General features: G+C 69.4%; 21 protein-coding genes and 2 pseudogenes. 14 read left to right on the top strand and 9 right to left on the bottom strand.

The genetic code is table 11. The features are described from left to right. Positions 1-209: 209 nt before the first annotated feature. Genes ABJK26_RS06070 through ABJK26_RS06050 form a run of 5 tightly spaced genes read left to right on the top strand, consistent with a single transcriptional unit; the run spans position 210 to position 5,753 of the window. Positions 210-1,988: an arginine--tRNA ligase gene (locus ABJK26_RS06070; protein WP_347241396.1), complete on the top strand. Its 1,779-nt coding sequence runs from the start codon at positions 210-212 to the stop codon at positions 1,986-1,988. A gap of 4 nt (positions 1,989-1,992) precedes the next feature. Then, positions 1,993-3,039, top strand: a complete 1,047-nt coding sequence (locus ABJK26_RS06065) for a S1C family serine protease (RefSeq protein ID WP_347241380.1) — start codon at positions 1,993-1,995, stop codon at positions 3,037-3,039. A gap of 2 nt (positions 3,040-3,041) precedes the next feature. Then, entirely contained in the window at positions 3,042-3,674 is a 633-nt protein-coding gene (locus ABJK26_RS06060) for a deoxynucleoside kinase (RefSeq protein ID WP_347241379.1), read from the top strand. Next, positions 3,643-4,251: a deoxynucleoside kinase gene (locus ABJK26_RS06055; RefSeq protein ID WP_347241378.1), complete on the top strand. Its 609-nt coding sequence runs from the start codon at positions 3,643-3,645 to the stop codon at positions 4,249-4,251. Before ABJK26_RS06060 ends, ABJK26_RS06055 begins: the two co-directional genes overlap by 32 nt. Continuing rightward, the gene (locus ABJK26_RS06050; RefSeq protein WP_347241377.1) at positions 4,248-5,753 is read left to right on the top strand and encodes a UDP-N-acetylmuramoyl-L-alanyl-D-glutamate--2,6-diaminopimelate ligase; all 1,506 of its coding nucleotides are present in this window, start codon (positions 4,248-4,250) and stop codon (positions 5,751-5,753) included. Before ABJK26_RS06055 ends, ABJK26_RS06050 begins: the two co-directional genes overlap by 4 nt. Before the next feature lie 4 nt (positions 5,754-5,757). Here ABJK26_RS06050 and trmFO read toward each other — a convergent pair whose 3' ends face one another. Continuing rightward, positions 5,758-7,092 (bottom strand): methylenetetrahydrofolate--tRNA-(uracil(54)-C(5))-methyltransferase (FADH(2)-oxidizing) TrmFO, encoded by a 1,335-nt coding sequence (gene trmFO, locus ABJK26_RS06045; RefSeq protein WP_347241376.1) that lies wholly within the window; start codon positions 7,090-7,092, stop codon positions 5,758-5,760. A 50-nt stretch (positions 7,093-7,142) separates the two neighbouring features. Between trmFO and ABJK26_RS06040 the strand changes: the two genes are divergently transcribed. The 3 genes from ABJK26_RS06040 to hisIE are packed head-to-tail and all read left to right on the top strand — an operon-like array spanning position 7,143 to position 8,840. Beyond that, on the top strand, positions 7,143-7,427 hold the full coding sequence (locus tag ABJK26_RS06040) for a Uma2 family endonuclease (RefSeq protein WP_347241375.1): 285 nt from the start codon (positions 7,143-7,145) through the stop codon (positions 7,425-7,427). Beyond that, positions 7,424-8,182: an imidazole glycerol phosphate synthase subunit HisF gene (gene hisF, locus ABJK26_RS06035; protein WP_347241374.1), complete on the top strand. Its 759-nt coding sequence runs from the start codon at positions 7,424-7,426 to the stop codon at positions 8,180-8,182. Before ABJK26_RS06040 ends, hisF begins: the two co-directional genes overlap by 4 nt. A 4-nt stretch (positions 8,183-8,186) precedes the next feature. After that, positions 8,187-8,840, top strand: coding sequence for a bifunctional phosphoribosyl-AMP cyclohydrolase/phosphoribosyl-ATP diphosphatase HisIE (gene hisIE / locus ABJK26_RS06030; protein ID WP_347241373.1), 654 nt, complete (start codon positions 8,187-8,189; stop codon positions 8,838-8,840). On the opposite strand, the gene ABJK26_RS06025 is transcribed toward hisIE, so the two are convergent. Further along, the gene (locus ABJK26_RS06025; RefSeq protein ID WP_347241372.1) at positions 8,805-8,954 is read right to left on the bottom strand and encodes a hypothetical protein; all 150 of its coding nucleotides are present in this window, start codon (positions 8,952-8,954) and stop codon (positions 8,805-8,807) included. The two genes, hisIE and ABJK26_RS06025, sit on opposite strands and share 36 nt — an antisense overlap. 38 nt (positions 8,955-8,992) lie before the next feature. On the opposite strand from ABJK26_RS06025, the gene glpX reads away from it, so the two are divergent. Together glpX and ABJK26_RS06015 are read left to right on the top strand one after the other, a co-directional pair. After that, the gene (glpX, locus tag ABJK26_RS06020) at positions 8,993-9,961 is read left to right on the top strand and encodes a class II fructose-bisphosphatase (protein ID WP_347241371.1); all 969 of its coding nucleotides are present in this window, start codon (positions 8,993-8,995) and stop codon (positions 9,959-9,961) included. A gap of 1 nt (position 9,962) precedes the next feature. Then, complete coding sequence (locus tag ABJK26_RS06015) at positions 9,963-10,643, top strand: DUF58 domain-containing protein (RefSeq protein ID WP_347241370.1); 681 nt, start codon at positions 9,963-9,965, stop codon at positions 10,641-10,643. Here ABJK26_RS06015 and ABJK26_RS06010 read toward each other — a convergent pair. The 4 genes from ABJK26_RS06010 to ABJK26_RS05995 form a co-directional block, all read right to left on the bottom strand. Beyond that, positions 10,614-12,476 (bottom strand): aldehyde ferredoxin oxidoreductase family protein, encoded by a 1,863-nt coding sequence (locus tag ABJK26_RS06010; protein ID WP_347241369.1) that lies wholly within the window; start codon positions 12,474-12,476, stop codon positions 10,614-10,616. The two genes, ABJK26_RS06015 and ABJK26_RS06010, sit on opposite strands and share 30 nt — an antisense overlap. A gap of 47 nt (positions 12,477-12,523) precedes the next feature. Then, positions 12,524-13,777, bottom strand: a complete 1,254-nt coding sequence (locus ABJK26_RS06005) for an ABC transporter substrate-binding protein (protein ID WP_347241395.1) — start codon at positions 13,775-13,777, stop codon at positions 12,524-12,526. A 160-nt stretch (positions 13,778-13,937) separates the two neighbouring features. Continuing rightward, positions 13,938-15,071 (bottom strand): carbohydrate ABC transporter permease, encoded by a 1,134-nt coding sequence (locus tag ABJK26_RS06000; RefSeq protein WP_347241394.1) that lies wholly within the window; start codon positions 15,069-15,071, stop codon positions 13,938-13,940. 49 nt (positions 15,072-15,120) lie between these two features. Further along, complete coding sequence (locus tag ABJK26_RS05995; protein WP_347241368.1) at positions 15,121-16,314, bottom strand: sugar ABC transporter permease; 1,194 nt, start codon at positions 16,312-16,314, stop codon at positions 15,121-15,123. A gap of 28 nt (positions 16,315-16,342) precedes the next feature. On the opposite strand from ABJK26_RS05995, the gene tsaB reads away from it, so the two are divergent. Beyond that, complete coding sequence (tsaB, locus tag ABJK26_RS05990; protein ID WP_347241367.1) at positions 16,343-16,882, top strand: tRNA (adenosine(37)-N6)-threonylcarbamoyltransferase complex dimerization subunit type 1 TsaB; 540 nt, start codon at positions 16,343-16,345, stop codon at positions 16,880-16,882. A 41-nt stretch (positions 16,883-16,923) separates the two neighbouring features. Here the strand turns inward: tsaB and ABJK26_RS05985 are convergent, their stop codons facing one another. Beyond that, positions 16,924-17,574: an NAD(P)H-dependent oxidoreductase gene (locus ABJK26_RS05985; protein ID WP_347241366.1), complete on the bottom strand. Its 651-nt coding sequence runs from the start codon at positions 17,572-17,574 to the stop codon at positions 16,924-16,926. A 47-nt stretch (positions 17,575-17,621) separates the two neighbouring features. Continuing rightward, positions 17,622-18,608 carry a lipocalin family protein gene (locus tag ABJK26_RS05980; protein WP_347241365.1) on the bottom strand — a complete coding sequence of 329 codons (987 nt, stop codon included), beginning with the start codon at positions 18,606-18,608 and terminating at the stop codon, positions 17,622-17,624. 60 nt (positions 18,609-18,668) lie between these two features. On the opposite strand from ABJK26_RS05980, the gene ABJK26_RS05975 reads away from it, so the two are divergent. From ABJK26_RS05975 to ABJK26_RS05965, 3 genes and pseudogenes are all read left to right on the top strand, one after another. Beyond that, positions 18,669-19,424, top strand: coding sequence for a TatD family hydrolase (locus tag ABJK26_RS05975; RefSeq protein WP_347241393.1), 756 nt, complete (start codon positions 18,669-18,671; stop codon positions 19,422-19,424). Continuing rightward, the gene (locus tag ABJK26_RS05970; RefSeq protein ID WP_347241364.1) at positions 19,406-20,719 is read left to right on the top strand and encodes a phospholipase D-like domain-containing protein; all 1,314 of its coding nucleotides are present in this window, start codon (positions 19,406-19,408) and stop codon (positions 20,717-20,719) included. Before ABJK26_RS05975 ends, ABJK26_RS05970 begins: the two co-directional genes overlap by 19 nt. Then, a pseudogene (locus ABJK26_RS05965) lies at positions 20,706-21,002 on the top strand (hypothetical protein); the annotation flags it as partial. The gene ABJK26_RS05970 and the pseudogene ABJK26_RS05965, both read left to right, overlap by 14 nt. Here ABJK26_RS05965 and ABJK26_RS05960 read toward each other — a convergent pair. Next, positions 20,989-21,061 (bottom strand): annotated as a pseudogene (locus ABJK26_RS05960) (IS5/IS1182 family transposase); the annotation flags it as partial. The pseudogenes ABJK26_RS05965 and ABJK26_RS05960 overlap by 14 nt on opposite strands.

Below are 21,061 nucleotides of genomic sequence, written 5' to 3'. Positions count from 1 at the left end.
GGTGCCGTCCCCAAGCTGGCCGTCGTACCCCCAACCAAAGGCCCAAAGCGCCCCTGCCACCACCGCGGCGCTGTGCCCCTGGCCTCCCCCAAGAAGCCCCTGGCCCAGGGCGAGGCCCAAACCCAGAGCGAACCCCAAAAGGCGCCTTCCCATGCCCTAAGCTTAACCGGGGCGCCCTAAGCGCGGCTTAAGGGTATGATGGCCCCTTGATGGTGCGCCGCGCCTTAGAGGAAGCCGTTCGCGAGGCCCTAAAGGAGATGGGCCTGGACCTCCCCCTGCGGGTGGCCAGGGCCCCTAAAGGCAAGCCCGGGGACTACGGGGTCCCCCTCTTCGCCCTGGCCAAGGAGCTCAAAAAACCTCCCCAGGCCATCGCCGAGGAGCTTAGGGGCCGCCTGAAGCTTCCTCCCTTCGTGGAGGAGGCCATCCCCGTGGGGGGGTACCTGAACTTCCGCCTCGCCACCGAGGCCCTGCTGGCGGAGGCCCTGAAGGAGCGGCGGCCCTTCCCAAAGAGGGAAGGCCTGGTCCTCATTGAGCACACCTCGGTGAACCCCAACAAGGAGCTCCACGTGGGCCACCTGCGGAACATCGCCCTGGGGGACAGCCTGGCCCGCATCCTGGCCTACGCCGGGCGGGAGGTGCTGGTCCTCAACTACATTGACGACACCGGGCGCCAGGCCGCGGAGACCCTCTTCGCCCTGCGCCACTACGGCCTCGCCTGGGACGGGAAGGAGAAGTACGACCACTTCGCCGGTAGGGCCTACGTGCGCCTCCACCAGGACCCCGAGTACGAGAAGCTCCAAGCGGGCATTGAGGAGGTCCTCCACGCCCTGGAACGGGGGGAGCTACGGGAGGAGGTGAACCGCATCCTCCTCGCCCAGATGGCCACCATGCGCGCCCTAGGGGCCCACTACGACCTCCTGGTCTGGGAATCCGACATCGTCCGGGCGGGGCTTCTGGAGAAGGCCCTCGAGGTCTTGCAGAAGAGCCCCCACGTCTTCCGCCCCAAGGAGGGGAAGTACGCCGGGGCCCTGGTCATGGACGCGAGCCCCTTCATCCCGGGGCTGGAAGACCCCTACTTCGTCCTGGTGCGCTCCGGCGGGGCGGCCACCTACTACGCCAAGGACATCGCCTTCCAGTTCTGGAAGATGGGCCTCCTGGAAGGCCTCCGCTTCCGCCCCTACGAGAATCCCTACTACCCCGGCCTCCGCACCAGCGCCCCCGAGGGGGAGCCCTACACCCCGAGGGCCCAGGAGACCATCAACGTCATAGACGTGCGCCAGAGCCACCCCCAGGCCCTGGTGCGGGCCGCCCTGGCCCTGGCGGGGCACCCCGGGCTCGCCCAGGGCGCCTTCCACCTGGCCTATGAAACGGTCCTCCTGGAGGGAAGGCAGATGTCGGGGCGGAAGGGCCTCGCCGTGAGCGTGGACGAGGTCTTAGAGGAGGCCAGGAGGCGGGCCCTCGCCATCGTGGAGGAGAAGAACCCCGCCCACCCCAACAAGGAGGAGGCCGCAGGGATGGTGGCCCTGGGGGCCATCCGCTTCGCCATGGTGAAGACCGAGCCCAAAAAGCAGATAGACTTCCGCTACCAGGAGGCCCTTTCCTTTGAGGGGGACACGGGGCCCTACATCCAGTACGCCCACGCCCGGGCGAGCAGCATCCTGCGCAAGGCAGGGGAGTGGGGCCCTCCCGACCTCCTAAAGGCCACCCCCTACGAAAGGGCCCTGGCCCTGGACCTCCTGGACTTTGAGGAGGCGGCGCGGGAGGCGGCGGAGGAAAAGACCCCTCATATCCTCGCCCAGTACCTCCTGGACCTAGCGGGAAGCTGGAACGCCTACTACAACGCCAAGGAAGGAGACCGGCCCGCCACCCCGGTCCTCACCGCTCCTCCTGGCCTAAGGGAGCTCCGCCTGGCGCTGGTGCAAAGCCTCAAGGAAACCCTTGGGATTGGCCTCGGCCTCCTCGGCATCCCCGCCCCCGAGGTAATGTAAGGCCATGCCCGTTCCCCTCCTTGCCCTCCTCCTTCTCGCCCTGGCCCTGGGGCAGCGCCTGGTCTCCCCCGAGGAGGTGGCCCGGAGCCAGGTCATCAAGAAGGCCCTTCCGGCCGTGGTGCGGATCCAGGGCACCCCCCTTAGCGCCGGGGAAGGGAACGTGGTGGGTACCGGCTTCTTCGTGAGCCCCCTTCGCCTCGTGACCAACTACCACGTGGTGCAGGACCTGACCGACCTCACGGTGCGCCTCTACGACGGGCGAACCTTCCCTGCCGAGCGCTTCGCCGTGGACCCGGGGATCGACCTGGCCCTCCTCACGGTGAAAGGGGTGCAGGCCCCGGGGGTGCTGGCCTTCAGCAAGGCCTCCACCGCCAACCTTCCCCTGGGGATGGGGGTGGTGGTGGTGGGCTTCCCCTACGGCCAGGGCCCCCTGGCCTCCTACGGCATCCTCTCAGGGGTAGGCCCCCTCGAGGTCCCCACCCCCGATCCCTCCATCGGGGCCGAGGTGGGGGAGTACCTTTTCACCGACGCCCCCCTCACCGTGGGCAACTCGGGTAGCCCCCTGCTGAACCTTCAGGGCGAGGTGATCGGGGTGGTGGCCGACGTGGTGGGGGGCCCGAGCGGGGTGGGGGGGATCGGGGTGGCCATCCCCGCCGAGCTCGCCGCCCAGAGCGTGGAGGACCTGGAGCGCTTCGGCATCCCCCAGCGGGGCTGGCTGGGGGCGAGCCTCATCAGCCTGGAGGAGCTACCCCCCGTGCTTCTCCGGGCCGTGGGTCTCACCACCCTCCAGGGGGCCATGGTGGACCGGGTGGAGCCGGGAAGCCCCGCCGCCCGGGCGGGGCTCAGGGGAGCGAGCCGGGACGCCCAAGGGAGGCTTGTGGCCCTGGGGGACGTGATCCTGGCGGTGAACGGCACCCCCGTCAAAGACAAGGTGGACGTGGTGCGCCGCATCGCCCGCTACCGCCCCGGGGACCGGGTGCGCCTCACCCTGTGGCGGGAGGGGCGGAGGCTCGAGGCCACCCTCACCTTCATGGCCCGGCCCAGGAGGTAGGCGTGTACGTGGCCATTGAGGGACCCATCGGCGTGGGCAAGACCACCTTGGCCCGCCTCCTTGCGGAGGCCCTGGGGGCCGAGCCCCTTTTGGAGGTGGTGGAGGAAAACCCCTTTCTGCCCCTTTTCTACCAAGATCGGAAGCGCTACGCCTTCAAGACCCAGGTCTTCTTCCTCCTCTCCCGCTTCCGCCAGCTCTCCCGCCTGGCGGAAAGGCCCCTCTTCGGCGGGGTGGTGGCCGACTACCTCTTTGACAAGGACGCCATCTTCGCAAGCCTCACCCTCGAGGGCCCGGAGTGGGACCTCTACCTGGAGCTTTACCGGGAGCTTTCCCCCAGGCTCCCCCCGCCCGACCTCACCCTCTACCTGAGGGCCCCGGTGCCCGTGCTCCTGGAACGCATCGCCAGGCGGGGAAGGCCCTTTGAGATGGGCATGGACCCGGGCTACCTCGAGGCCCTCTCCCAGGCCTACGAGCGCCACTTCGCCCGCTACCCCCATCCCCTTTTGGTCCTCGAGGCGGACCGGCTGGACTTCAGCCCCACGGGCCCCCACCGGGAGGAGGTGGTGGCCCTGGTGCGGGCCCACCTCTTCGGGAGCCAGGACCATGTACGTGGCCATCGCCGGCAACATCGGTAGCGGCAAGAGCACCCTCACCGCCCTCCTGGCCGAAGCCTTCGGCTTTAGGCCCGTGTACGAGGCGGTGAGCGAGAACCCCTACCTGGAGGACTTCTACCGGAACATGGCCGTTTACGCCTTCCACTCCCAGGTCTTCTTCCTGGCGAGAAGGGTGCGCCAGCACCTCCTGGAGGTGAACGGCCAAGACCGCGTGGTCCAGGACCGCACCCTCTACGAGGATGCCTTTGTCTTCGCCCGCCACCTCCACCGGGAGGGCTACCTCTCCGAGCGGGACTGGCGGACCTACCTGGACCTCTTCCAAAGCCTTGCCCCCGCGCTGAGGAAGCCCGACCTCCTCCTCTACCTCCGGGCGAGCCTCCCCACCCTAAAGAGGCGCATCGCCAAGCGGGGCCGTCCCTTTGAGCGGGAGATCCCGGACCGCTACCTCCTGGGCCTGAACCGGCTCTACGAGGAGCTCGTGGCGGGCTGGGACCTCTCGCCGGTCTACGTGGTGGAGGCGGACCGGGTGGACTTCGTGGAGAGGGAGGAGGACCGGGAGGCCCTTCTGGAGGCCCTACGGTTGCGCATCCGGCCATGACCCTGCAGGAGCTCTTCGCCCCCTACGGCCTTTCCGCCCCGCCCCTAGGCGTGCGGGGCCTCACCCTGGACTCCAGGGAGGTGGAGCCGGGCTTCGTCTTCGTGGCCGCCCCCGGGGTGCCCCTCCCCCACCGGAAGCCCTTAGACGGGCACGACTTCATTCCCGAAGCCCTCGGGCGGGGGGCCATCGCCGTGGTGGGGGAAAGGGACCTCGCCCTCCCCGTGCCCTACCTGAAGGTGGCGGACAGCCGCCAGGCCCTGGCGGAGCTCGCCCGGCGCTTCTACGGGGAGCCCGACCGGGGGCTATTCCTCTTCGGGGTCACGGGCTCCAAGGGGAAGAGCACCACGGCGGCCCTCCTCCACCACCTTCTCCCCCGGGCGGCCCTCCTCTCCACCGTGGGCCTGTGGCTAGGGGAGGAAAGGAGGCCCCCCCTGGGCCACTTCACCACCCCCGAGGCCCACCGGGTCTACGCCTTCTTGCGGGAGGCCGCCGACCGGGGCCTAAGGGAAGCGGTGCTGGAGGTCTCCAGCCACGCCCTCGCCCTCAAGCGGGTGGAGGGGCTTTCCTACGGCATCGGGGTCTTCGTGAGCTTCTACCCCGACGACCACCTGGACCTCCACGGCACCCCCGAGGCCTACTTCCGGGCCAAGGCCCTCTTGGTGGAGCGCTCGGAGCTCGCGGTGCTCTCCACCCGGCTCCCCCACCTGGACCTCCTGAGGAGGAGGCCCCACCTCCTCTTCGGCCCCGGGGGGGAGGTGTGGGCGGAAGGAGTGCGGGAAACGGAAAAGGGCCTCGCCTTCGCCCTCCACACCCCCTTTGGCCGGGGGGAGGCCTTCTTGTCCATGCTCGGAACCTACAACTTGGAAAACGCCCTGGCGGCCAGCGCCGCCGCCTTGGCCTATGGGCTTTCCCTGGAGGAGGTCCTGGCCCGCCTCGCCACCTTCCCCGGGGTGCCGGGCCGGATGGAGGTGGTCCAGGAGGAGCCTTTCCGCGTGGTCATTGACTTCGCCCACACCGGGAAGAGCCTCGAGGCCGCCCTCACCACCCTGAGGCGCACCACCAAGGGGAGGCTCCTCCTCGTGGTGGGGGCGGCGGGGGAAAGGGACCCCGGGCGGCGGGAGGACATCGGCAAGGTGGCCGCCCGCCTTGCCGACAAGACCTTCTTCACCGAGGAGGACCACCGCACCGAGCCCCTAGAGGCCATCCTCGAGGCCCTCGCCGAGGCGGCGAGGAGGGAGGGGGGCGTCTTTGAGCTGGTCCCAGACCGGGAGGAGGCCATCCTCCGGGCGGTCCTGGAGGCCCAGGAGGGGGACACGGTGCTCCTCGCCGGCAAGGGGCACGAGGCCACCCTGGAGAGGGGAACCCTCGCCCTCCCCTGGGACGAAAGGGCCGTGGCCCTCGCCGCCCTCAGGAAACGCTTTCCGGAAGCCTCGCCCCGAGAGCTGACACCACCCCATGCTGGCCCAAGCCAGCATGGGGGCCCCGGTAAAAAAGACCTGTAGGGCTTCAAGCCTCGGTCTGAGCGAGGGATTCACGCCCAAGGGGCATAAGGGAGAAAAGCCACTCCGAGAAGGCCTGTAGGCCCCTCCGGTACATGGCCTGGCGCTTCTCCTTCTTGCCCGCCTTCCCCTCCACCGGAGGCACCAGGCCCCAGTTGGCGTACATGGGCTGGAAGCCCTCGGGGTTCGCCGTGGCCAGGTAGCGCACGAGCCCCCCCAGCATGCTCTCCTCCGGGGGCGCCACGGGGGGAAGTCCCAGGACCTTCCGCGCGGCGTTGAGCCCGGCGAGGAAGCCCGTGACGGCGCTCTCCAGGTACCCCTCCACCCCCGCCAGGACCCCGGCGGCGAAGAGCCCTTCCGCCTCCTTGAACTCCAGGGTCTCGCGAAGGAGCCTCGGGGCGTTCAGGTAGGTGTTCCGGTGCATCACCCCGTAGCGGACGATCTCGGCGTTTTCCAGGCCGGGGATCATCTGGATGAGCCGCTTCTGCTCGGGCCACTTGAGCCCCGTCTGGAACCCCACCAGGCTCCACATCCTTCCCGCCTTGTCCTCCTGGCGGAGCTGGACCACGGCGAAGGGCTCCTTCCCCGTGCGGGGGTCTTTGAGCCCCACGGGCTTCATGGGGCCAAAGAGCAGGGTCTGGTAGCCCCGCCGGGCGAGCTCCTCCACGGGGACGCAAGCCTCAAAGAACCCCAGCCTCTCCCACTCGTGGGGGGTGTGGCGCTGGGCCTCGAGGAGGGCCTGGTGGAAGCGCCGGTACTCCTCCTCGGTCAGGGGGCAGTTGAGGTAGTCGGCGCTCTGGCCGTAGCGGCCCGCGCGGAAGCACTTCGCAAGGTCAATGCTCTCGTAGAGGACGATGGGGCTTGCGGCGTCGTAGTAGGCGAGGAAGTGGTCCCCGAAGCGCCGCTTCAGGGCCTCGGCCAAGGCCTCGGAGGTCAAAGGCCCCGTGGCGAGCACGGTGATCCCAGGGGGGATCTCCCGCACCTCCTCCCGCACCACCTCGAGGAGGGGGTGGCGGGAAAGCCTTTCGGTGATGTACCCGCTAAACTCCTCCCGGTCCACGGCCAAGGCCCCCCCGGCGGGCACCCTCGCCCGGTCCGCCGCCTCCATGACGAGGCTTCCGGCAAGGCGCATCTCCGCCTGGAGGAGGCCCTTGGCCTGGGTCTCCCCTTCCCCGCCCAGGGAGTTGGAGCAGACGATCTCGGCGAAGCGGTCCGTGCCGTGGGCCGGGGTCATCCGCTTGGGGCGCATCTCCAAAAGGCGCACGGGGACGCCCAGGCGCAAGAGGGTCCAGGCGGCCTCGCTTCCCGCGAGGCCCGCCCCCACCACGTTCACCCGTTCCATCCTTTAGATGGTAGCACCGGAAGGGCTTTGGGAAAAGTATAATGGCCTCCATGGTGCGGCACCGGTTCCGGGTGGAGGAGAACCTCTACACCCAGGCCCACCCCGGCCCGGAGGACGGGCTTCTTTTGGTGAGCCTCTCCACCGAGGCCTGGGAGCGGGAGAAGAGGCTTCCCCTCTACGCCCAGGCGGGCCTCCCCGAGGTCTGGCTCCTCGCCCGGGAGGGCCTCGAGGTCCACCGGAAGCTCGAGGGGGGCCGCTTCCTTGTGGCCCAGGGCGAAACGATCGCCCCCCTCCTCCTGCCCGAGGCCGAGCTCCTCTTCCAGCCCCCCCTATGAGCCTCGCCAAGCGCATCGTCCCCTGCCTGGACGTCCACGCGGGCCGCGTGGTCAAGGGGGTGAACTTCGTGAACCTAAGGGACGCCGGGGACCCCGTGGAGGCGGCCCGGGCCTACGACGAGGCGGGGGCGGACGAGCTCGTCTTTCTGGACATCTCCGCCACCCACGAGGAACGGGCCATCCTCCTGGACGTGGTGGCGAGGGTGGCGGAGGGGGTCTTCATCCCCCTCACCGTGGGCGGGGGGGTGCGCTCCTTAGAGGACGCCCGCAAGCTCCTCCTCGCGGGGGCCGACAAGGTGAGCGTGAACTCGGCGGCGGTGCGGCGCCCCGAGCTCATCCGGGAGCTTGCCGACCACTTCGGGGCCCAGGCGGTGGTCCTGGCCATAGACGCCCGGTGGCGGGGCGACTTCCCCGAGGTCTATGTGGCGGGAGGGCGCGTGCCCACGGGCCTCCACGCCGTGGAGTGGGCGGTTAGGGGCGTGGAGCTTGGGGCCGGGGAGATCCTCCTCACCAGCATGGACCGGGACGGGACCAAGGAGGGGTACGACCTGGAGCTCACCCGCAGGGTAGCGGAGGCCGTGGGGGTCCCGGTCATCGCCAGCGGCGGGGCCGGGCGGATGGAGCACTTTCTGGAAGCCTTTCAAGCCGGGGCCGAGGCCGCCTTGGCGGCGAGCGTCTTCCACTTCGGGGAGATCCCCATCCCCTCCCTCAAGCGCTTCCTTTCGGAAAGGGGCGTCCACGTGCGGCTAGACTAGGGGCATGGACCTTTCGGCGGTGCGCTTTGACGAAAAGGGCCTCGTGCCCGTGGTGGTCCAGGACGCCCGTACCGGGGAGGTGCTCACCCTGGCCTACGCCAACCGGGAGGCCCTGGAGGAAACCCTAAGGACGAGGAGGAGCACCTTCTATAGCCGAAGCCGCCAGGCCCTCTGGCGCAAGGGGGAGACCTCGGGGCACACCCAGGAGGTGGTGGAGGTCCTCCTGGACTGCGACGGCGACGCCGTGGTCTACCGGGTCCTCCCCCAGGGCCCCGCCTGCCACACGGGGGAAAGGACCTGCTTCCACCGGGCGCTCCTCGAGGGGGAGAAGGACCTGGGCTTCGTGGCGGGCCAGGTCTACGCCACCATCCTGGAGCGCCTAAGGACCCTCCCCGAGGGGAGCTACGTGGCCCGGATGCACCAGGCGGGCCTGGACCGGATCCTGAAGAAGATCGGGGAGGAGGCGGGGGAGGTCATCCTCGCCGCCAAGAACGGAAGCCCCGAGGAGCTCCGCCACGAGGCGGCGGACCTCCTCTTCCACCTCCTCCTCACCCTGGCGGAGCTCGGCCTCACCCCGGAGGACCTGGCGAGGACCCTCTGGGAAAGGCACAAGCCGAAAGGCCTAGCCCCGGCGAAGGAGCCAGAGCCTCCCGCCTAGCCGCACCTCTTCCAGGAAGCGGTGGAGCCAGGCGCGGAGGCCCCTTCTTCCCTGGGCCTCGGGCCGCACCGCCTCCCGGTAGCGCCTGGGCCCGTCCTCCACGAAGCCCCCCATGCCCTAAGTCTACCCCCGGACCCCTTATGATGGAAGCCATGGAAATGGAGCGCCGGTTGGTCCTCGAGGTGGTGCGGGTAACGGAACAGGCCGCCCTGGCCGCGAGCCGCTTTGCGGGCAAGGGGGACAAGGAGGCGGTGGACGAGGCGGGCACCCAGGCCATGCGCCGGGTGCTCAACGAGCTTCCCATAAGGGGCACCGTGGTCATCGGCGAGGGGGAGATGGACGAGGCCCCCATGCTCTACATCGGGGAGGTGCTGGGCCAGGGGGGCCTCGAGGTGGACATCGCCGTGGACCCGGTGGAGGGAACCACCACCGCCGCCAAGGGCCTGCCCAACGCCGTGACCGTGATCGCCCTGAGCGAAAAGGGCGGGCTCTTCCACGCCCCCGACATGTACATGGAAAAGCTCATCGTCCCCCCGCCCGCCGCGGGCCTCGTGGACCTCACCTGGCCGGTTTCCGCCAACCTCAAGGCCCTGGCCCTCGCCCTCCAGCGCTCGGTGGAGGACCTGGTGGTGGTGGTCCTGGACCGCCCGCGGCACGAAAAGCTCATCCGGGAGATCCGGGAGGCGGGGGCTAGGGTCAAGCTCATCTCCGACGGGGACGTGATCGCCGCCTTGGCCGCCGCCATCCGCGGCACGGGGGTCCACGCGGTGATGGGCATCGGGGGGGCCCCGGAAGGGGTTTTGGCCGCCGCCGCCCTAAAGTGCCTGGGGGGGGAGATCCAGGCCCGCTTCACGCCGCAAAACGAGGAGGAAAGGAAGCGCCTCAAGTCCATGGGCGGGGACGAGAACCGGGTCTACAAGACCGAGGACCTGGCCCCCGGGAAGGAGATCGTCTTCGCCGCCACCGGCATCACCGACGGGGACATCCTCCAGGGCGTGCGCTTCTTCGGGGGCGGGGCCAGGACCCACTCCATCGTCATGGGGTACGCCACGAAAGTCGTACGCTTCATAGACTCTATCCATCTTTTTGAGACGGGGGCGCGGGTGACCATCCGGGTTTAGGGTGGGAAGGAGCCGCTACCGCATCGCCACCAGGCCCTACCTCCCCTATCCCGGGGAGCGCCTGGCCCGGAGGAAGGGCCTCGGGGGGGAGTTCTACGAGCTCAGGCCCTACGCCCCCGGGGACGAGGTGCGCCGGGTCCACTGGCGGGCCTACGCCAAGACGGGAAGGCTTTTCACCCGCCTGGAGACCGCCCCCGAAAGGGCCCGCTTCCGGGTCTACCTGGACCAAAGCCCGAGCATGGGCCTCCACGGGAAGCTCCCCTACGCCCAGGAGGTGGCGGCCCTCCTCCTCAGGATCGCCCGCCAGGAGGACCCCCTGGCCCGCCTCAGGGAGGGGAGCCCCAAGGACCTCCCTCTGGGAAGGGGGGTGCTGGTCCTCGTCACCGATGGCCTTGACCCCCTTCCCTGGCCCAGGCTCCTGCCGAGGCGGGTGGTCCTGGTGCAGGTCCTCTCCCCCCTGGAGCTGGACCCGCCCCTGGAGGAAGCCTTCCTTAAAGACGTGGAGACCGGGGAGGTCCTCCCCGTGGGGCGGGAGGAGGTGGAGGCCTACAAGGAGGCCCTGGCCCTCCACCTCGAGGCCCTCCGCCTCCTCGCCCTCCTCCGGGGGCGGTACGCCCTCCTCCGGGTGGGGGAGCCCCCTCTCCCCGCCCTCCTACGCCAGGGCGTTCTGGAACTCCTCTAGGCCCAAGGCCTTAAGCCTTCCCGGATCCACGCCCCCCTCCCAGCCCGCAAGCCTCCGGTAGGCCCTGACCCCCTCCCGGAAGGCTTCGGGGTCTAGGCGGGCCTCGGGGTTTCCCTTGCGGAAGGGCTGGAAAAAGCGCTCGGGAAGCCGGTCCTCCTCCGGGGGGATCCCCTCCCGCAGGTTGAAAAGCCGGGTGAGCTGGAGGGTCCTCTCCCCCACCGCGAGCATCTCCTCCGGGGAAAGCCGCCAGCCCGTGGCGGCGTAGAGGGCCTCCTGCCACTCCTCGGGAGTCCAGGGGACGAAGTCGCAGAGCACCAGGCTATTCACGAAGCCCCTTTCCCGGGTCTTGGTCCAGAGCATTCGGATCTTGGCCTCGGAGAGGTCCTCTATGGGGAGGGGCCCGAAGTCCTCCCCGTAGAAGCGGAGCTCCTTCAAGGCCTTCCCCTCCTTGGCGAAGGCGGTGTCGTGGAGGTTGTGGTTGTGGTCCGCCCCCGTGGGGCTCACCGCGTACCCCACCCCCAGGGCCCGCTTGTACCGGGGGTCGTGCATGGGCACCTCCTGGCCCTTCACGTGCATGGCGAGCTCCGGGTGGCCTAGGCCCTCGGCGAGGCGCTTCGCCCCCCTTGCAAGGAGCTCCCCAAGCCTCCCCTCCCGCCTCGCCAGCTTCTCTATGGCGGCGATGAGGGCGTCCCCGTTCCCGAAGCGAAGCCCCAGGCCCTCGTCGTCCAGAAGGCCCTTCTCCACCGCCTCCATGGCGCAGGCGAGGGTCACCCCCACCCCGATGACGTCCAGGCCGTACTGGTTGCAGAGGGTGTTGGCCTTGGTCACGGCGTAGGGGTCGGTGACCCCGCAGGTGGAGCCTAGGGCCCCAAGCCCCTCGTACTCCGGCCCCCCGTACTCGGGGCGGACGTCGTACTTGCCCGTGCCCTCAATCTTCGCCACCTGCTTGCAGCGGATGGCGCAGGCGTAGCAGGTGTCCCGGCCGATGCGGATGCCGAGGGCGTCCAGGCTGGTGCCGTCTAAGGCCTCGGCCCCCTCTAAAAAGCCATCCAGGAAGTTGTGGCTCGGCAGGACCCCCCGGAGGTTGAAGGGCTTCACCGTGCCCACGGTGCCCATGGTGACGAGGCCCGCCGCCCTTTCCATGCGCTCCTTGGCCATGCGCCGGGCGAGCTCCTTGAGGAGGCCGGGGTCGTGGTAGGCGGGGAGGGTCTCCTTGCGGGCCCGGGCGGAGACCGCCTTGAGCCTCTTGGCCCCCATCACCGCCCCCAAGCCCCCCCTCCCGGCGAAGTGGGCCAGGTCGTGGATGACGTTGGCGGTGAGGACCCGGTTCTCCCCGGCGAGGCCGATCTGGGCCACGCGGGTATTGGCCCCGTGGGCCTCCTTGACGAGGGCCTCCACCTCCAGGGGGTCTTTACCCCAGAGGTGGACCGCGGGGGGGAGGGCCACCTCCCCCCCTTCCACGTGGAGGTAGACGGGGGCTTCCGCCTGGCCCAGGACCACCAGGGCGTCCAGACCCGCGTTCTTGAGCTCCGCCCCGAAGAAGCCGCCCCCCTCGGCGTCCCCGTACCCCCCGGTGAGGGGGCTCTTGGCGGCCACGGTGTTCCGCCCCGAGCCGGAGATGGGAGTTCCGGTGAGGACCCCGGGGGCGAAAATGAGGGCGTTCTCGGGGCCCAGGGGATCCGCCCCCTTGGGCACGTGCTCGAGGAGGAGATAGGTGGCGAGGGCCCGGCCCCCCAGGTAGCGCCGCCAGAAGGCCTCGCCGAAGCTCTCGTACCAAACCCGCCCCGTGGAGAGGTCCACGAAGGCCACGCGGTCGTGATAGCCCTTGGGCATAGCTAAAGTCTACCCCCGCCCAGGGCGGGCGGGGGAGGCTTCGGCCTTTAGCGGGTCTTCCCCGAGAGCAGGTCCTCCGCCAGCTTCTGGGCCTTGTCCAGGGCCGCCTTGGGGTCGGCCTTGTTGAGGATGGCCTCCTTGATGGCCTGGCCCAGGATGTCAAAGCGGATCTGCTCCCACTCCGCCAGGGCGGGCTCAAACTTGGCGTAGCGGCTCTGGCGCACGATGGTGGCGTAGTCGGGGTTCTCGGCGGCGTAGGTCTGGTAGACGGGGTCCTTCAGCGCCCCCTCCGTCACGGGCACGTACCCCGTGGCGGTGGCGAAGATCGCCTGGGCCCTGGGGGAGAGGACGAACTCCAGGAAGTCCTTGGCCACGGCCTGCTCCTCCTTGGAGGCCTGGCGGAAGACCACCAGGTTGGTCCCCTGGACGAGGCCATAGCCCGGCTGGCCCTTGGTCCGGCCGGGAAGGGGGGCCACCCCCAGGTCAAACTTGGCCCCCTGGCGGTAGTAGGTGTAGCCGGCGGAAGTGTCCACGCTGAAGGCGTAGGGGCCGGAGCCCAGGTTCTGGTTGATGTACCCCGAGGTGATGGCCTTGGCCCACCCCTCCTTCACCCCGTTTTGCAGGAGGGTGAGGGCCTCCACCGCCTCCTTGGAGTTCAGGACGAGCTTGCCGTTTTTCAGGTAGCTCCCGCCCAGGTTGAAGAAGAAGTAGGCGAAGGTGGAGGCGTCGGGCTGGAACCAGTAGACGGGGCCGCCCTCGGCCTGGGAGAGCCGCTTGGCGGTGGCCACGAACTCCTCCAGGGTGGCGGGCACCTTGGCCCCGTGCTTCTTCAGAAGGTCCTTGTTGTAGTAGAGGACCTGGATACTCTTGTTGAAGGGCACCCCGTAGACCACGCCCCCGAAGCGCACGGCGTTCAGGAAGGCCAGGTTCACCCCCTGGAGCCTGACCCCCAGGGACTCAATGGGGAGGAGGGCCTTGGCCTCGAGGTAGAGGGCGATGTTGTTCTCGTAGGCCTGGGCCATGGCCGGGACCTTCCCCGCGGCGAAGGCCGCCTTGATCTTGGTGGAGAGGTCCCGGTAGCCCCCTTGGGGCACGGGGCGCACGCACCGCCCCTGCTGGGTCTTGTTGAACTCCACCACCAGGTTCTCCAAGGCGGCCTTGGGAGCCCCGCCGGTGAAGCCGTGCCAGAGCTCGGCCACCACCTTGGCCTTGGCGCACTGCTCCTTGATCACGTCCTCCGGCTTGGCCTGCTGGGCCAGGGCCAGTCCCAAAAACGCCACCAGCAATAGACCCTTTCTCACGCCCATGCACCTCCGCCCCGAGTATACCCTTCCGCGGTCAAGGGCCTGTCACGCCACCCCATGCGGGCTTGGGCCAGCATGGGGGCCCCGGTAAAAACGATCCCGCAAAGCCTCCACGCCTGGCCTTGGACGAAGGGTTCACGCCAAAGGGGTATCGGCCTCACTTGAGCCCCGAGCGGGCGATGCCCTGGATGAACTGCCGCTGGGCCACGAAGTAGCCCAGGACCACGGGCAGGATGACGAAGGTGCTCGCGGCCATCAGGGCCCCGTAGTCCGAGCCCGCCTCGGAGACGAAGGCGAGAAGCCCGAGCTGCACCGTGCGCATCTCCGGGCTTTGGGTGACGATGAGGGGCCAAAGGAGGGCGTTGTAGGCCCCGAGGAAGGTGAAGATGCCGTAGGAGACGAGCCCCGGTACGCTTAAGGGTAGAGCGATGCGGAAAAGCTGGGTCAGGTACCCCGCCCCGTCTATGCGGGCGGCGTCAAAGAGGTCCTGGGGCAGGGAGAGGTAAAACTGCCTGAGGAGGAAGATGCCGAAGACCGAGGCGAGCCAGGGCACGATGAGGGCGTAGTAGGTGTTCAGCCAGCCGAGCCGGGCGAGGAGGACGTAATTGGGGATGAGGAGCACCTCCCCCGGGACCATCATGGTGGCCAGCACGAGGACGAAGACCGCCTCCTTCCCCGGGAAGGGGATGCGGGCCAGGGCGAAGGCGGCGAGGGCGGCGAGGAAGAGGCCCACCGCCACCTGGGTGAGGGCGGTGAAGAAGCTCACGAAGAAATAGCGTCCCCAAGAGGCGGCGCCCCAGGCCTCGAGGTAGTTGTGGAACACGTACCCCAAGGCCCCAGGCACGGCGTTCACCCACTCCAGCCTCCAAAACTCCCCCTGGGAGCGGCGGGCGTCCGGGGGCAAGGGGGGCTGGAGGGGCACCCCCTTGGGCCAGAGGACCACCAGGGGCACCCGGCGGAAGGGGGCCTCCCCCGCGTTGGTGAGGCGCACCCGCCACCCTCCCTCCCCCCGGACCACCTCCACCCTCGTCCCGTCCGCCACGGGGTCAACGAAGGCCCCGGGGGAGCGGGGCACGAGGGCCTTTGGGGGAGGGCCCTCGGGCCCGGGGAAGAAGAGCTCCACGCTCCTTCCGGGCCCAAGGCCGCCCAGCAGGGGGCTATCCCCGAGCCTTGCCGCCTTGAGCCAGTTCCCCGGCTTCATCCGCTCCGGCACCCACACGGGCTCGGCCTGGAGGGCCTCCTGGGGGCTTTTCAGGCTCGTGGCCAGCATCCAGTAGAAGGGGAAGGCCATGACCAGGCCCCCCGAGAGGAGGAGGAGGTGCACGAGGAGGCGGGCCGCCCTAGATCTCATAGTTCACCCGCCTCTCCAGCACCCGCCGCTGGACCAGGGTGAGGACCAGGATGACCAGGAAGGTCACCATGGCGATGGCGCTGGCGTAGGAGAAGTCCGAGTCGCGGAAGCCCTTGTTGTAGAGGTAGAAGGCCAGGGTCAGGGTGTCCTGCAGCACCCCGCCCGTGGGGGTGAGGACGTAGACCTGGGTGAAGACCTGGAAGGCGCCGATGAGCCCCAGGGTGAAGAGGAAGAAGGTGGTGGGGGAAAGGAGGGGCCAGGTGATGAGGCGGTGCTTCTGGAAGAAGCTCGCCCCGTCCAGCTCGGCGGCCTCGTAGTACTCCCTGGGGATGGCCTGAAGCCCCGCCAGAAGGATCACCACCTGGTAGCCAAGGAAGTGCCAGACGCTCATGACCATGACGGCCACGAAGGCCAGGCTGGGCCCCGCGAGGAAGCCCTGGACCTCCACCCCCAAAGGGCGGAGGAGGAGGGCGAAGACCCCGGTGGGGGTGTTGAGCCAGTCCAAGCCCGGGGTGTGGAGGAGCCAGTTGAGGAAGCCAAACTCCGGGTGGTAGATCCAGCGCCACACGGCGGCCGCGGCGGTGAGGGCCGTGATGTAGGGCAGGAAGAAGAGGGTGCGGTATAGCCCCTGGAAGGCCACCTGGGTGTTGAGGAGGATGGCCACGAAGGTGGCGAGGAGAAGCCCGGTGGGCACGGTGAAGACCACGTACCAGAAGGTGTTGCCCAAGGCGCGCCAGAAGAGGGGGTCCTCGAGGAGGATGCGGTAGTTCTTGAGCCCGGCGAAGGCGGCGGGCCTCAGGAAGTTCACCCGGTCCAGGAAGCTCAGGTAAAAGGCGTAGAGGGTGGGGAAAACGTGCCACACCAAAAGGAGGGCCAAGGCGGGCCAGACCAGGGCCCAGCCGTAGAAGGCCCCCTGCGCCCTCTCGGAAAGGCCCCGGACGAAGCGGGCCCCGAGGAGAAGGGGCACGAGGAAGGCCAGGGGGGGCCAGAGGGGGGAAAGGAGCCCGAGTAGAAAGAGGGCGTGGGCCCGGCCGAAGCGGAGGGCGTAGAGGGCGAGGGCCCCGTAGAGGCCGAGGCCCAGGGCCACCCCCCACCCCGGGAAGAAGCCCAGGCGCTCCCCGTAGAGCCCCAAGAGGAGAAGCCCCCCCAGGGAAAGGAGCAGGTGGTAGGGGAACGCCCGCATCCTCACGGGGAGTATATAGGATGGAGGGGTGTGGACCCTGACCCTGGACACCGCCACCCCCTACCTCTCCCTGGGCCTCTTCCGGGGAGAGGAGGGCCTGGGCCGGGTGGTGCGGGTGGAGAGGCGGCATGAGGAGGTCCTCTTCGGCCTCCTGGAGGAGGTTTTGGCCCAGGTGGGGGCGAGGCGGGAGGAGATCTCCGCCGTGGTCTTAGGGGAGGGGCCGGGCTCCTACACGGGCCTCCGCATCGCCTTGGCGGCGGGGCTCGGCCTGGCCCAGGCCCTGGGGGTTAGGGTCTATGGGGCAAGCTCCCTCCTCGCCGCCTGCTGGCCCTTTCTGGAGGAGGGGGGGCCTCCCCTCACCCCCCTCTTCACCGCCCGGAACCGCCTCTACTACGGGGCCACCTACCTCAAGGAGGGGGGGAGGCCCCTCGAGGTCCGGCCTCCGGGAAAGCTCGAGGCGGAAGAGCTTCCCCCAAAAGGCCTCCTCCTGGACCCGCCCCCGGACCCCAGGGCCCTCTACGAGCTCCTCCCCTACGCCAGGGAAGGGGTGGAGCCCCTCTACCTCTAACCGAGGCGGGCGGGCGCCCTCGGCCTCCTCCTTGGGCGGGATCAGTCCGCCGCCGCCCCGGGCAGGGGGGCGAGGTAGCGGTAGCTCGGCAGGGGCTCCTGGAAGGAGGCCCCCCGAAGCCTCTCCGCCATGAGCACCAGGTTCTCCCCGGCGATGCGGGCGTCCTCCAGGAGCTCGGGGTTCTCCTTAAGGCTTCGCATCCCCTTGCGGTGGGCGTAGACCAGGCCCAGGGGGGCGAGGACGAAGCCCATGTAGGATAGGGGCAGGAGCATCTGGGCGAGGGCCTGGCTTCCCCCCTCCTCCTCCGCCACCGCCAGCAGGGCCATGGGCTTCCCCAGGTTGAGGAGGCCCTGGTTCTCCATGGAGGTCATGCGCTCCAGGAGGGCCTTCATCCGGGCCGAGGCGCTGAACCAGTAGACCGGGGTGGCGAAGACCACGGCATCGGCCCCTAGGATCCGCTCCGCCACCTTCCCGAACCCGTCCCAGGGCCCCTGCACGCAGGCCTCGGGGCCGCAGGAGGCGGGGTCTTGGGAGTAGTTTCCGGCGCAGAAGGGAAAGGGGTGCCGCACCAGGTCCAGGCGTTCGGTGAGGGCCCCCTTGCGCCTGGCCGCCTCCAGCACCAGGTCCAAAAGCTCCGCCGTGAACCCGTCCGTCCGTGCCGATGCGTTGACGCCGAGCACGCGTAAGCCCATAAATATCACCCAGGCGCTAAACCGCCTTTAGTATAGCAGGCGCAACCCTAGGGCCGGAAAGCCCCGGCCACGAACTCCCCCATCCCCCGGGCCCGCACGGGGCTCCCCCGGAGAAGCCCCTCTCCCGCCACCGGCCCCTCCCAGTAGGCCACTCGGGTGGTTTGGGAGAAAATCTCCCCCTCCCGGAAGAGGGGCCTCAAGGAGAGGGCGAGCCCGGGGCCCTCCAGGCGCCAGGCCAGGGTGTAGGTGCGGCCCGAGGGGCTCGTCCAGGCCTCCAGGGGGTGGAAGGCGAGCTCCAGGCCCTCCGCCCGCCCCAAGGGGTCCACGAGGCTTCCCAGGACCTGGACCACCCTCCCCTCCCGGTCCTTCACCTGGTAGGCCATGAGCTCGGAGCCGTCGGAGAGGTGGAGGCCGAACCAGTCCCAGGTGGCCGAGACCCCGGAAAGCTGCTCCCCCCACTGGTGGTCCAGCCAAACCTCCCCCTGGGCCCGCTCCCCCAGGACCTGCCCGGCGGCCTTGGCCCGGGTGTAGGACTGGTAGTACATGCGCCCCGTGGCCTCGGTGCCCGAGTAGCCCGGGGGGTGGACCACGGGGGGCTTCAGGGGGAGGAAGCCGAGGTCCACCCCGGGGGCCTCGAGGCGGAACCCCTCCCCCTCCCGGAAGAAGCGCCACCCGGCGAGCTCAAGCCTGGGCCCGGCCTCCGCCCGCCCCCGGGGGGCGAAGAGGTCCTGGTCGGAGGCCTCGAGGAAGCGCCTTTCCCCCGTGCGCAGGTCGGTGAGGGCCAGGTGGGCAGCGTGGAAGGGCCCGAAGAGGCTTCCCGGCAAGCCCAGGATGCGGTAGGAGGGGGGCGGGTAGGCCTTGAAGAAGGCGAAGTGGAAGGCGTAGGGCTCGGCCCACCCCGAGGCGTACCACCACTCCAGGGGGGCGGGCTTGGGGTCCCAGTCGGCGGGGTCCGGGAGCCTCGCCGGGTCCACCCCCAAAAGGGCCGGGGCGCAGGCGGAAAGGAGAAGGGCGAGGAGAAAAAGGCGCCTCATACTTCCATGCTACCCGGAAAGGCCCTTTCCCAAGTCCAGGGCCTGCGCTACATTGGCCCCATGACCGACACCCACGCCCACCTGGACTTCTTGGAGCCCGAGGAGCTCGCCGAAGCCAGGGCCCACCTCCAAGAGCTCCAGGCCGTCCTCACCCTGGGGGTAGACCCAAGCCGCTGGGAGAAGACCCTAAGCCTCGCCCAGGGGAACGTCTACGCCGCGGTGGGCCTCCACCCCACGAGCGCCCACCTCCTCTCCCCCGAGGTGGCGGAGGCCCTCCGCCACTACGCCCGAAGCGAGCGGGTGCGGGCCATCGGGGAGACGGGGCTGGACTACCACTGGACCCCCGAGACCAAACCCGCCCAGCTTAAGGCCCTGGACTTCCAGGCGGCCCTGGCGGAAGAGCTTGGCCTTCCCCTGGTCCTCCACGTGCGGAGCAAGGACGGCAAGGCCGAGGAGGACCTGGCGGCCTGGCTTCTCCTCCACCGGCCCCAAAGGGTGGTCCTCCACGCCTTCTTTGGCCACCCCGCCCTGGAGGAGGCGGGCCTAAAGGTGGGGGCCTACTTCAGCTTCGCCGGGCCCCTCACCTACAAGAAAAACGCCGCCCTCAGGGAGGTGGCGGCCCGGCTTCCCGGGGAAAAGCTCCTGGTGGAAACCGACACCCCCTTCCTGCCCCCGGAGCCCCACCGGGGAAAGCGGAACCTTCCCCACTACGTGCGCCACACCCTGGAGAAGCTCGCCGAGGTGCGGGGCCTGACCTTTGCCGAGGCGGAGGCCCTCACGGACGGGAACGCCCGGGTATGCTTTGGCTGGGTATGAAGCGCCTTATCGTTCTCCTCTGGCTTCTCGGCCTGGCCCTGGCCGCCCCCCGCCTCGTGGTGGAGCCCGAGGACGGGGTCAAGCCCCTCCTGGACCTCATCGCCTCGGCAAGGGAGGAGGTCCTGGTGAAGATGTACCTCTGGACCCCAAGCCGCATGGACGTGGTGGAGGCCCTGGGGGAGGCGGTGAAGCGGGGGGTAAGGGTCCGGGTCCTCTTGGAGCGGGAGCCCTCGGGGGGACGGGTGGACCTCCAGGTCTTCCAGGCCCTGAAGGAGCGGGGAGTGGAGGTCCGGCTCACCACCCCCTTTCGCTTCGTCTTCGTCCACGAGAAGAGCCTGGTGGTGGACCGGAGGCTCGCCTGGGTGGGGACCATGAACCTCACGGGAAGCTCCTTCGGCGCAAACCGCGAGTACGCCCTGATCCTGGACGACCCCAAGCAGGTGGCGGAGGTGGCCCGGGTCTTCGCCGCGGACTGGGCCGGGGAAAGGCTTGACCTCTCCCGGGCCCTTCTCGTCTTTGCCCCAAGCCGCGTCCTCGGCGGGGTGAAGGAGGGGAACGCCCGCGAGGCCCTCCTCGGCCTCATCCGTAGCGCCAGGAAGGAGCTTTTCCTGGAGCACCAGGCCATGGCCGACCCCGAGGTGGTGGAGGCCCTGAAGGAGGCCCTTAGGCGGGGGGTGCGGGTGCGCCTTTTGGGAAGCCCCAGGGAGCCCGGGGACACCTACTTCCTGCAGGGCGCCCTGGACCTGAAGGAGGCGGGGGCGGAGGTGCGCTTCCTCCCGGGCCCCTACGTCCACGCCAAGGTCCTGGTGCGGGACGGCGAAGAGGCCCTCCTGGGAAGCCTGAACCTGAGCGCGAACTCCCTGAACGCTAACCGGGAGCTTGCCGTGCGCTTCACCGCAAAGGAGGCCCCCGAGGCCTTCCGGAGGCTCCTTTCCGTGATGGAAGGGGACTGGGAAAAGGCGCTCCCGGAAAACCCCTTCGCCCTCCCCCCGGTGGAGGGGGTGATCCCCTGGCAGGAGGCCCCCCGGTACTTCGGCCGCGTGGCCACGGTGGAGGGGGTGGTCCAGGGGGTGGAGGACCGGGGCACGGTGGCCTTCCTCAGGTTCGGCCCCGGGGAACAGGACCTCCGCCTGGTGGTCTTCCCGAGGAGCTACGGCCTCTTCGCCCAGCCCTTCCCGGAAAGCTACCTGGGCAAGCGGGTGCGGGCCCGGGGAAGGATCGTCCTCTACGGGGACTACTACGAGATCGTCCTCGAGGAGCCCGACCAGCTGGAGTTGCTGGATGGAAGGCCTTGAGGCCCTGGGCTACGAGGTGAGCCCCATAGAGGGAGGCTTCTACGGGGAGAAGCGGCGGGGCGGGGTGGTCTACCAGGTCTTCTACTCGGAAAAGGGCGACCTTCGCCTGCGGCGCAAGCGCTTCCTCAAGGAGGAGGCGAGGCCCCTCGCCCTCGCCGGGGTGGAGGGGGAGTGGGCGGCCCGCTGGGAGGTGGAGGAAAATTTCTTCGCCGTGGCAAACCCCGAGGACCTGCCCTCCCTCGTCCTCGCCTTTGAGCGGCTGGGCTTGCCTAGTAAATCGCCTCGTGCCCCGGAGGGGGCGGGAGAAGGGAGAGAAGAACCCTAAGGCCATAGGCGATGAGC

It is taken from the genome of Thermus sp. (assembly GCF_039793865.1).
Taxonomy (GTDB): Bacteria; Deinococcota; Deinococci; order Deinococcales; family Thermaceae; genus Thermus.
This window is presented reverse-complemented; position numbering and strand designations above follow the sequence as displayed.

Coding starts and splice junctions, on each gene's coding strand:
- ABJK26_RS06070 (WP_347241396.1), top strand. CDS start 210: ATGGTGCGCCGCGCCTTAGAGGAAGCCGTTCGCGAGGCCCTAAAGGAG.
- ABJK26_RS06065 (WP_347241380.1), top strand. CDS start 1,993: ATGCCCGTTCCCCTCCTTGCCCTCCTCCTTCTCGCCCTGGCCCTGGGG.
- ABJK26_RS06055 (WP_347241378.1), top strand. CDS start 3,643: ATGTACGTGGCCATCGCCGGCAACATCGGTAGCGGCAAGAGCACCCTC.
- ABJK26_RS06050 (WP_347241377.1), top strand. CDS start 4,248: ATGACCCTGCAGGAGCTCTTCGCCCCCTACGGCCTTTCCGCCCCGCCC.
- trmFO (WP_347241376.1), bottom strand. CDS start 7,092: ATGGAACGGGTGAACGTGGTGGGGGCGGGCCTCGCGGGAAGCGAGGCC.
- ABJK26_RS06040 (WP_347241375.1), top strand. CDS start 7,143: ATGGTGCGGCACCGGTTCCGGGTGGAGGAGAACCTCTACACCCAGGCC.
- hisF (WP_347241374.1), top strand. CDS start 7,424: ATGAGCCTCGCCAAGCGCATCGTCCCCTGCCTGGACGTCCACGCGGGC.
- hisIE (WP_347241373.1), top strand. CDS start 8,187: ATGGACCTTTCGGCGGTGCGCTTTGACGAAAAGGGCCTCGTGCCCGTG.
- ABJK26_RS06025 (WP_347241372.1), bottom strand. CDS start 8,954: ATGGGGGGCTTCGTGGAGGACGGGCCCAGGCGCTACCGGGAGGCGGTG.
- glpX (WP_347241371.1), top strand. CDS start 8,993: ATGGAAATGGAGCGCCGGTTGGTCCTCGAGGTGGTGCGGGTAACGGAA.
- ABJK26_RS06010 (WP_347241369.1), bottom strand. CDS start 12,476: ATGCCCAAGGGCTATCACGACCGCGTGGCCTTCGTGGACCTCTCCACG.
- ABJK26_RS06000 (WP_347241394.1), bottom strand. CDS start 15,071: ATGGCCTTCCCCTTCTACTGGATGCTGGCCACGAGCCTGAAAAGCCCC.
- ABJK26_RS05995 (WP_347241368.1), bottom strand. CDS start 16,314: ATGCGGGCGTTCCCCTACCACCTGCTCCTTTCCCTGGGGGGGCTTCTC.
- ABJK26_RS05985 (WP_347241366.1), bottom strand. CDS start 17,574: ATGGGCTTACGCGTGCTCGGCGTCAACGCATCGGCACGGACGGACGGG.
- ABJK26_RS05980 (WP_347241365.1), bottom strand. CDS start 18,608: ATGAGGCGCCTTTTTCTCCTCGCCCTTCTCCTTTCCGCCTGCGCCCCG.
- ABJK26_RS05975 (WP_347241393.1), top strand. CDS start 18,669: ATGACCGACACCCACGCCCACCTGGACTTCTTGGAGCCCGAGGAGCTC.
- ABJK26_RS05970 (WP_347241364.1), top strand. CDS start 19,406: ATGCTTTGGCTGGGTATGAAGCGCCTTATCGTTCTCCTCTGGCTTCTC.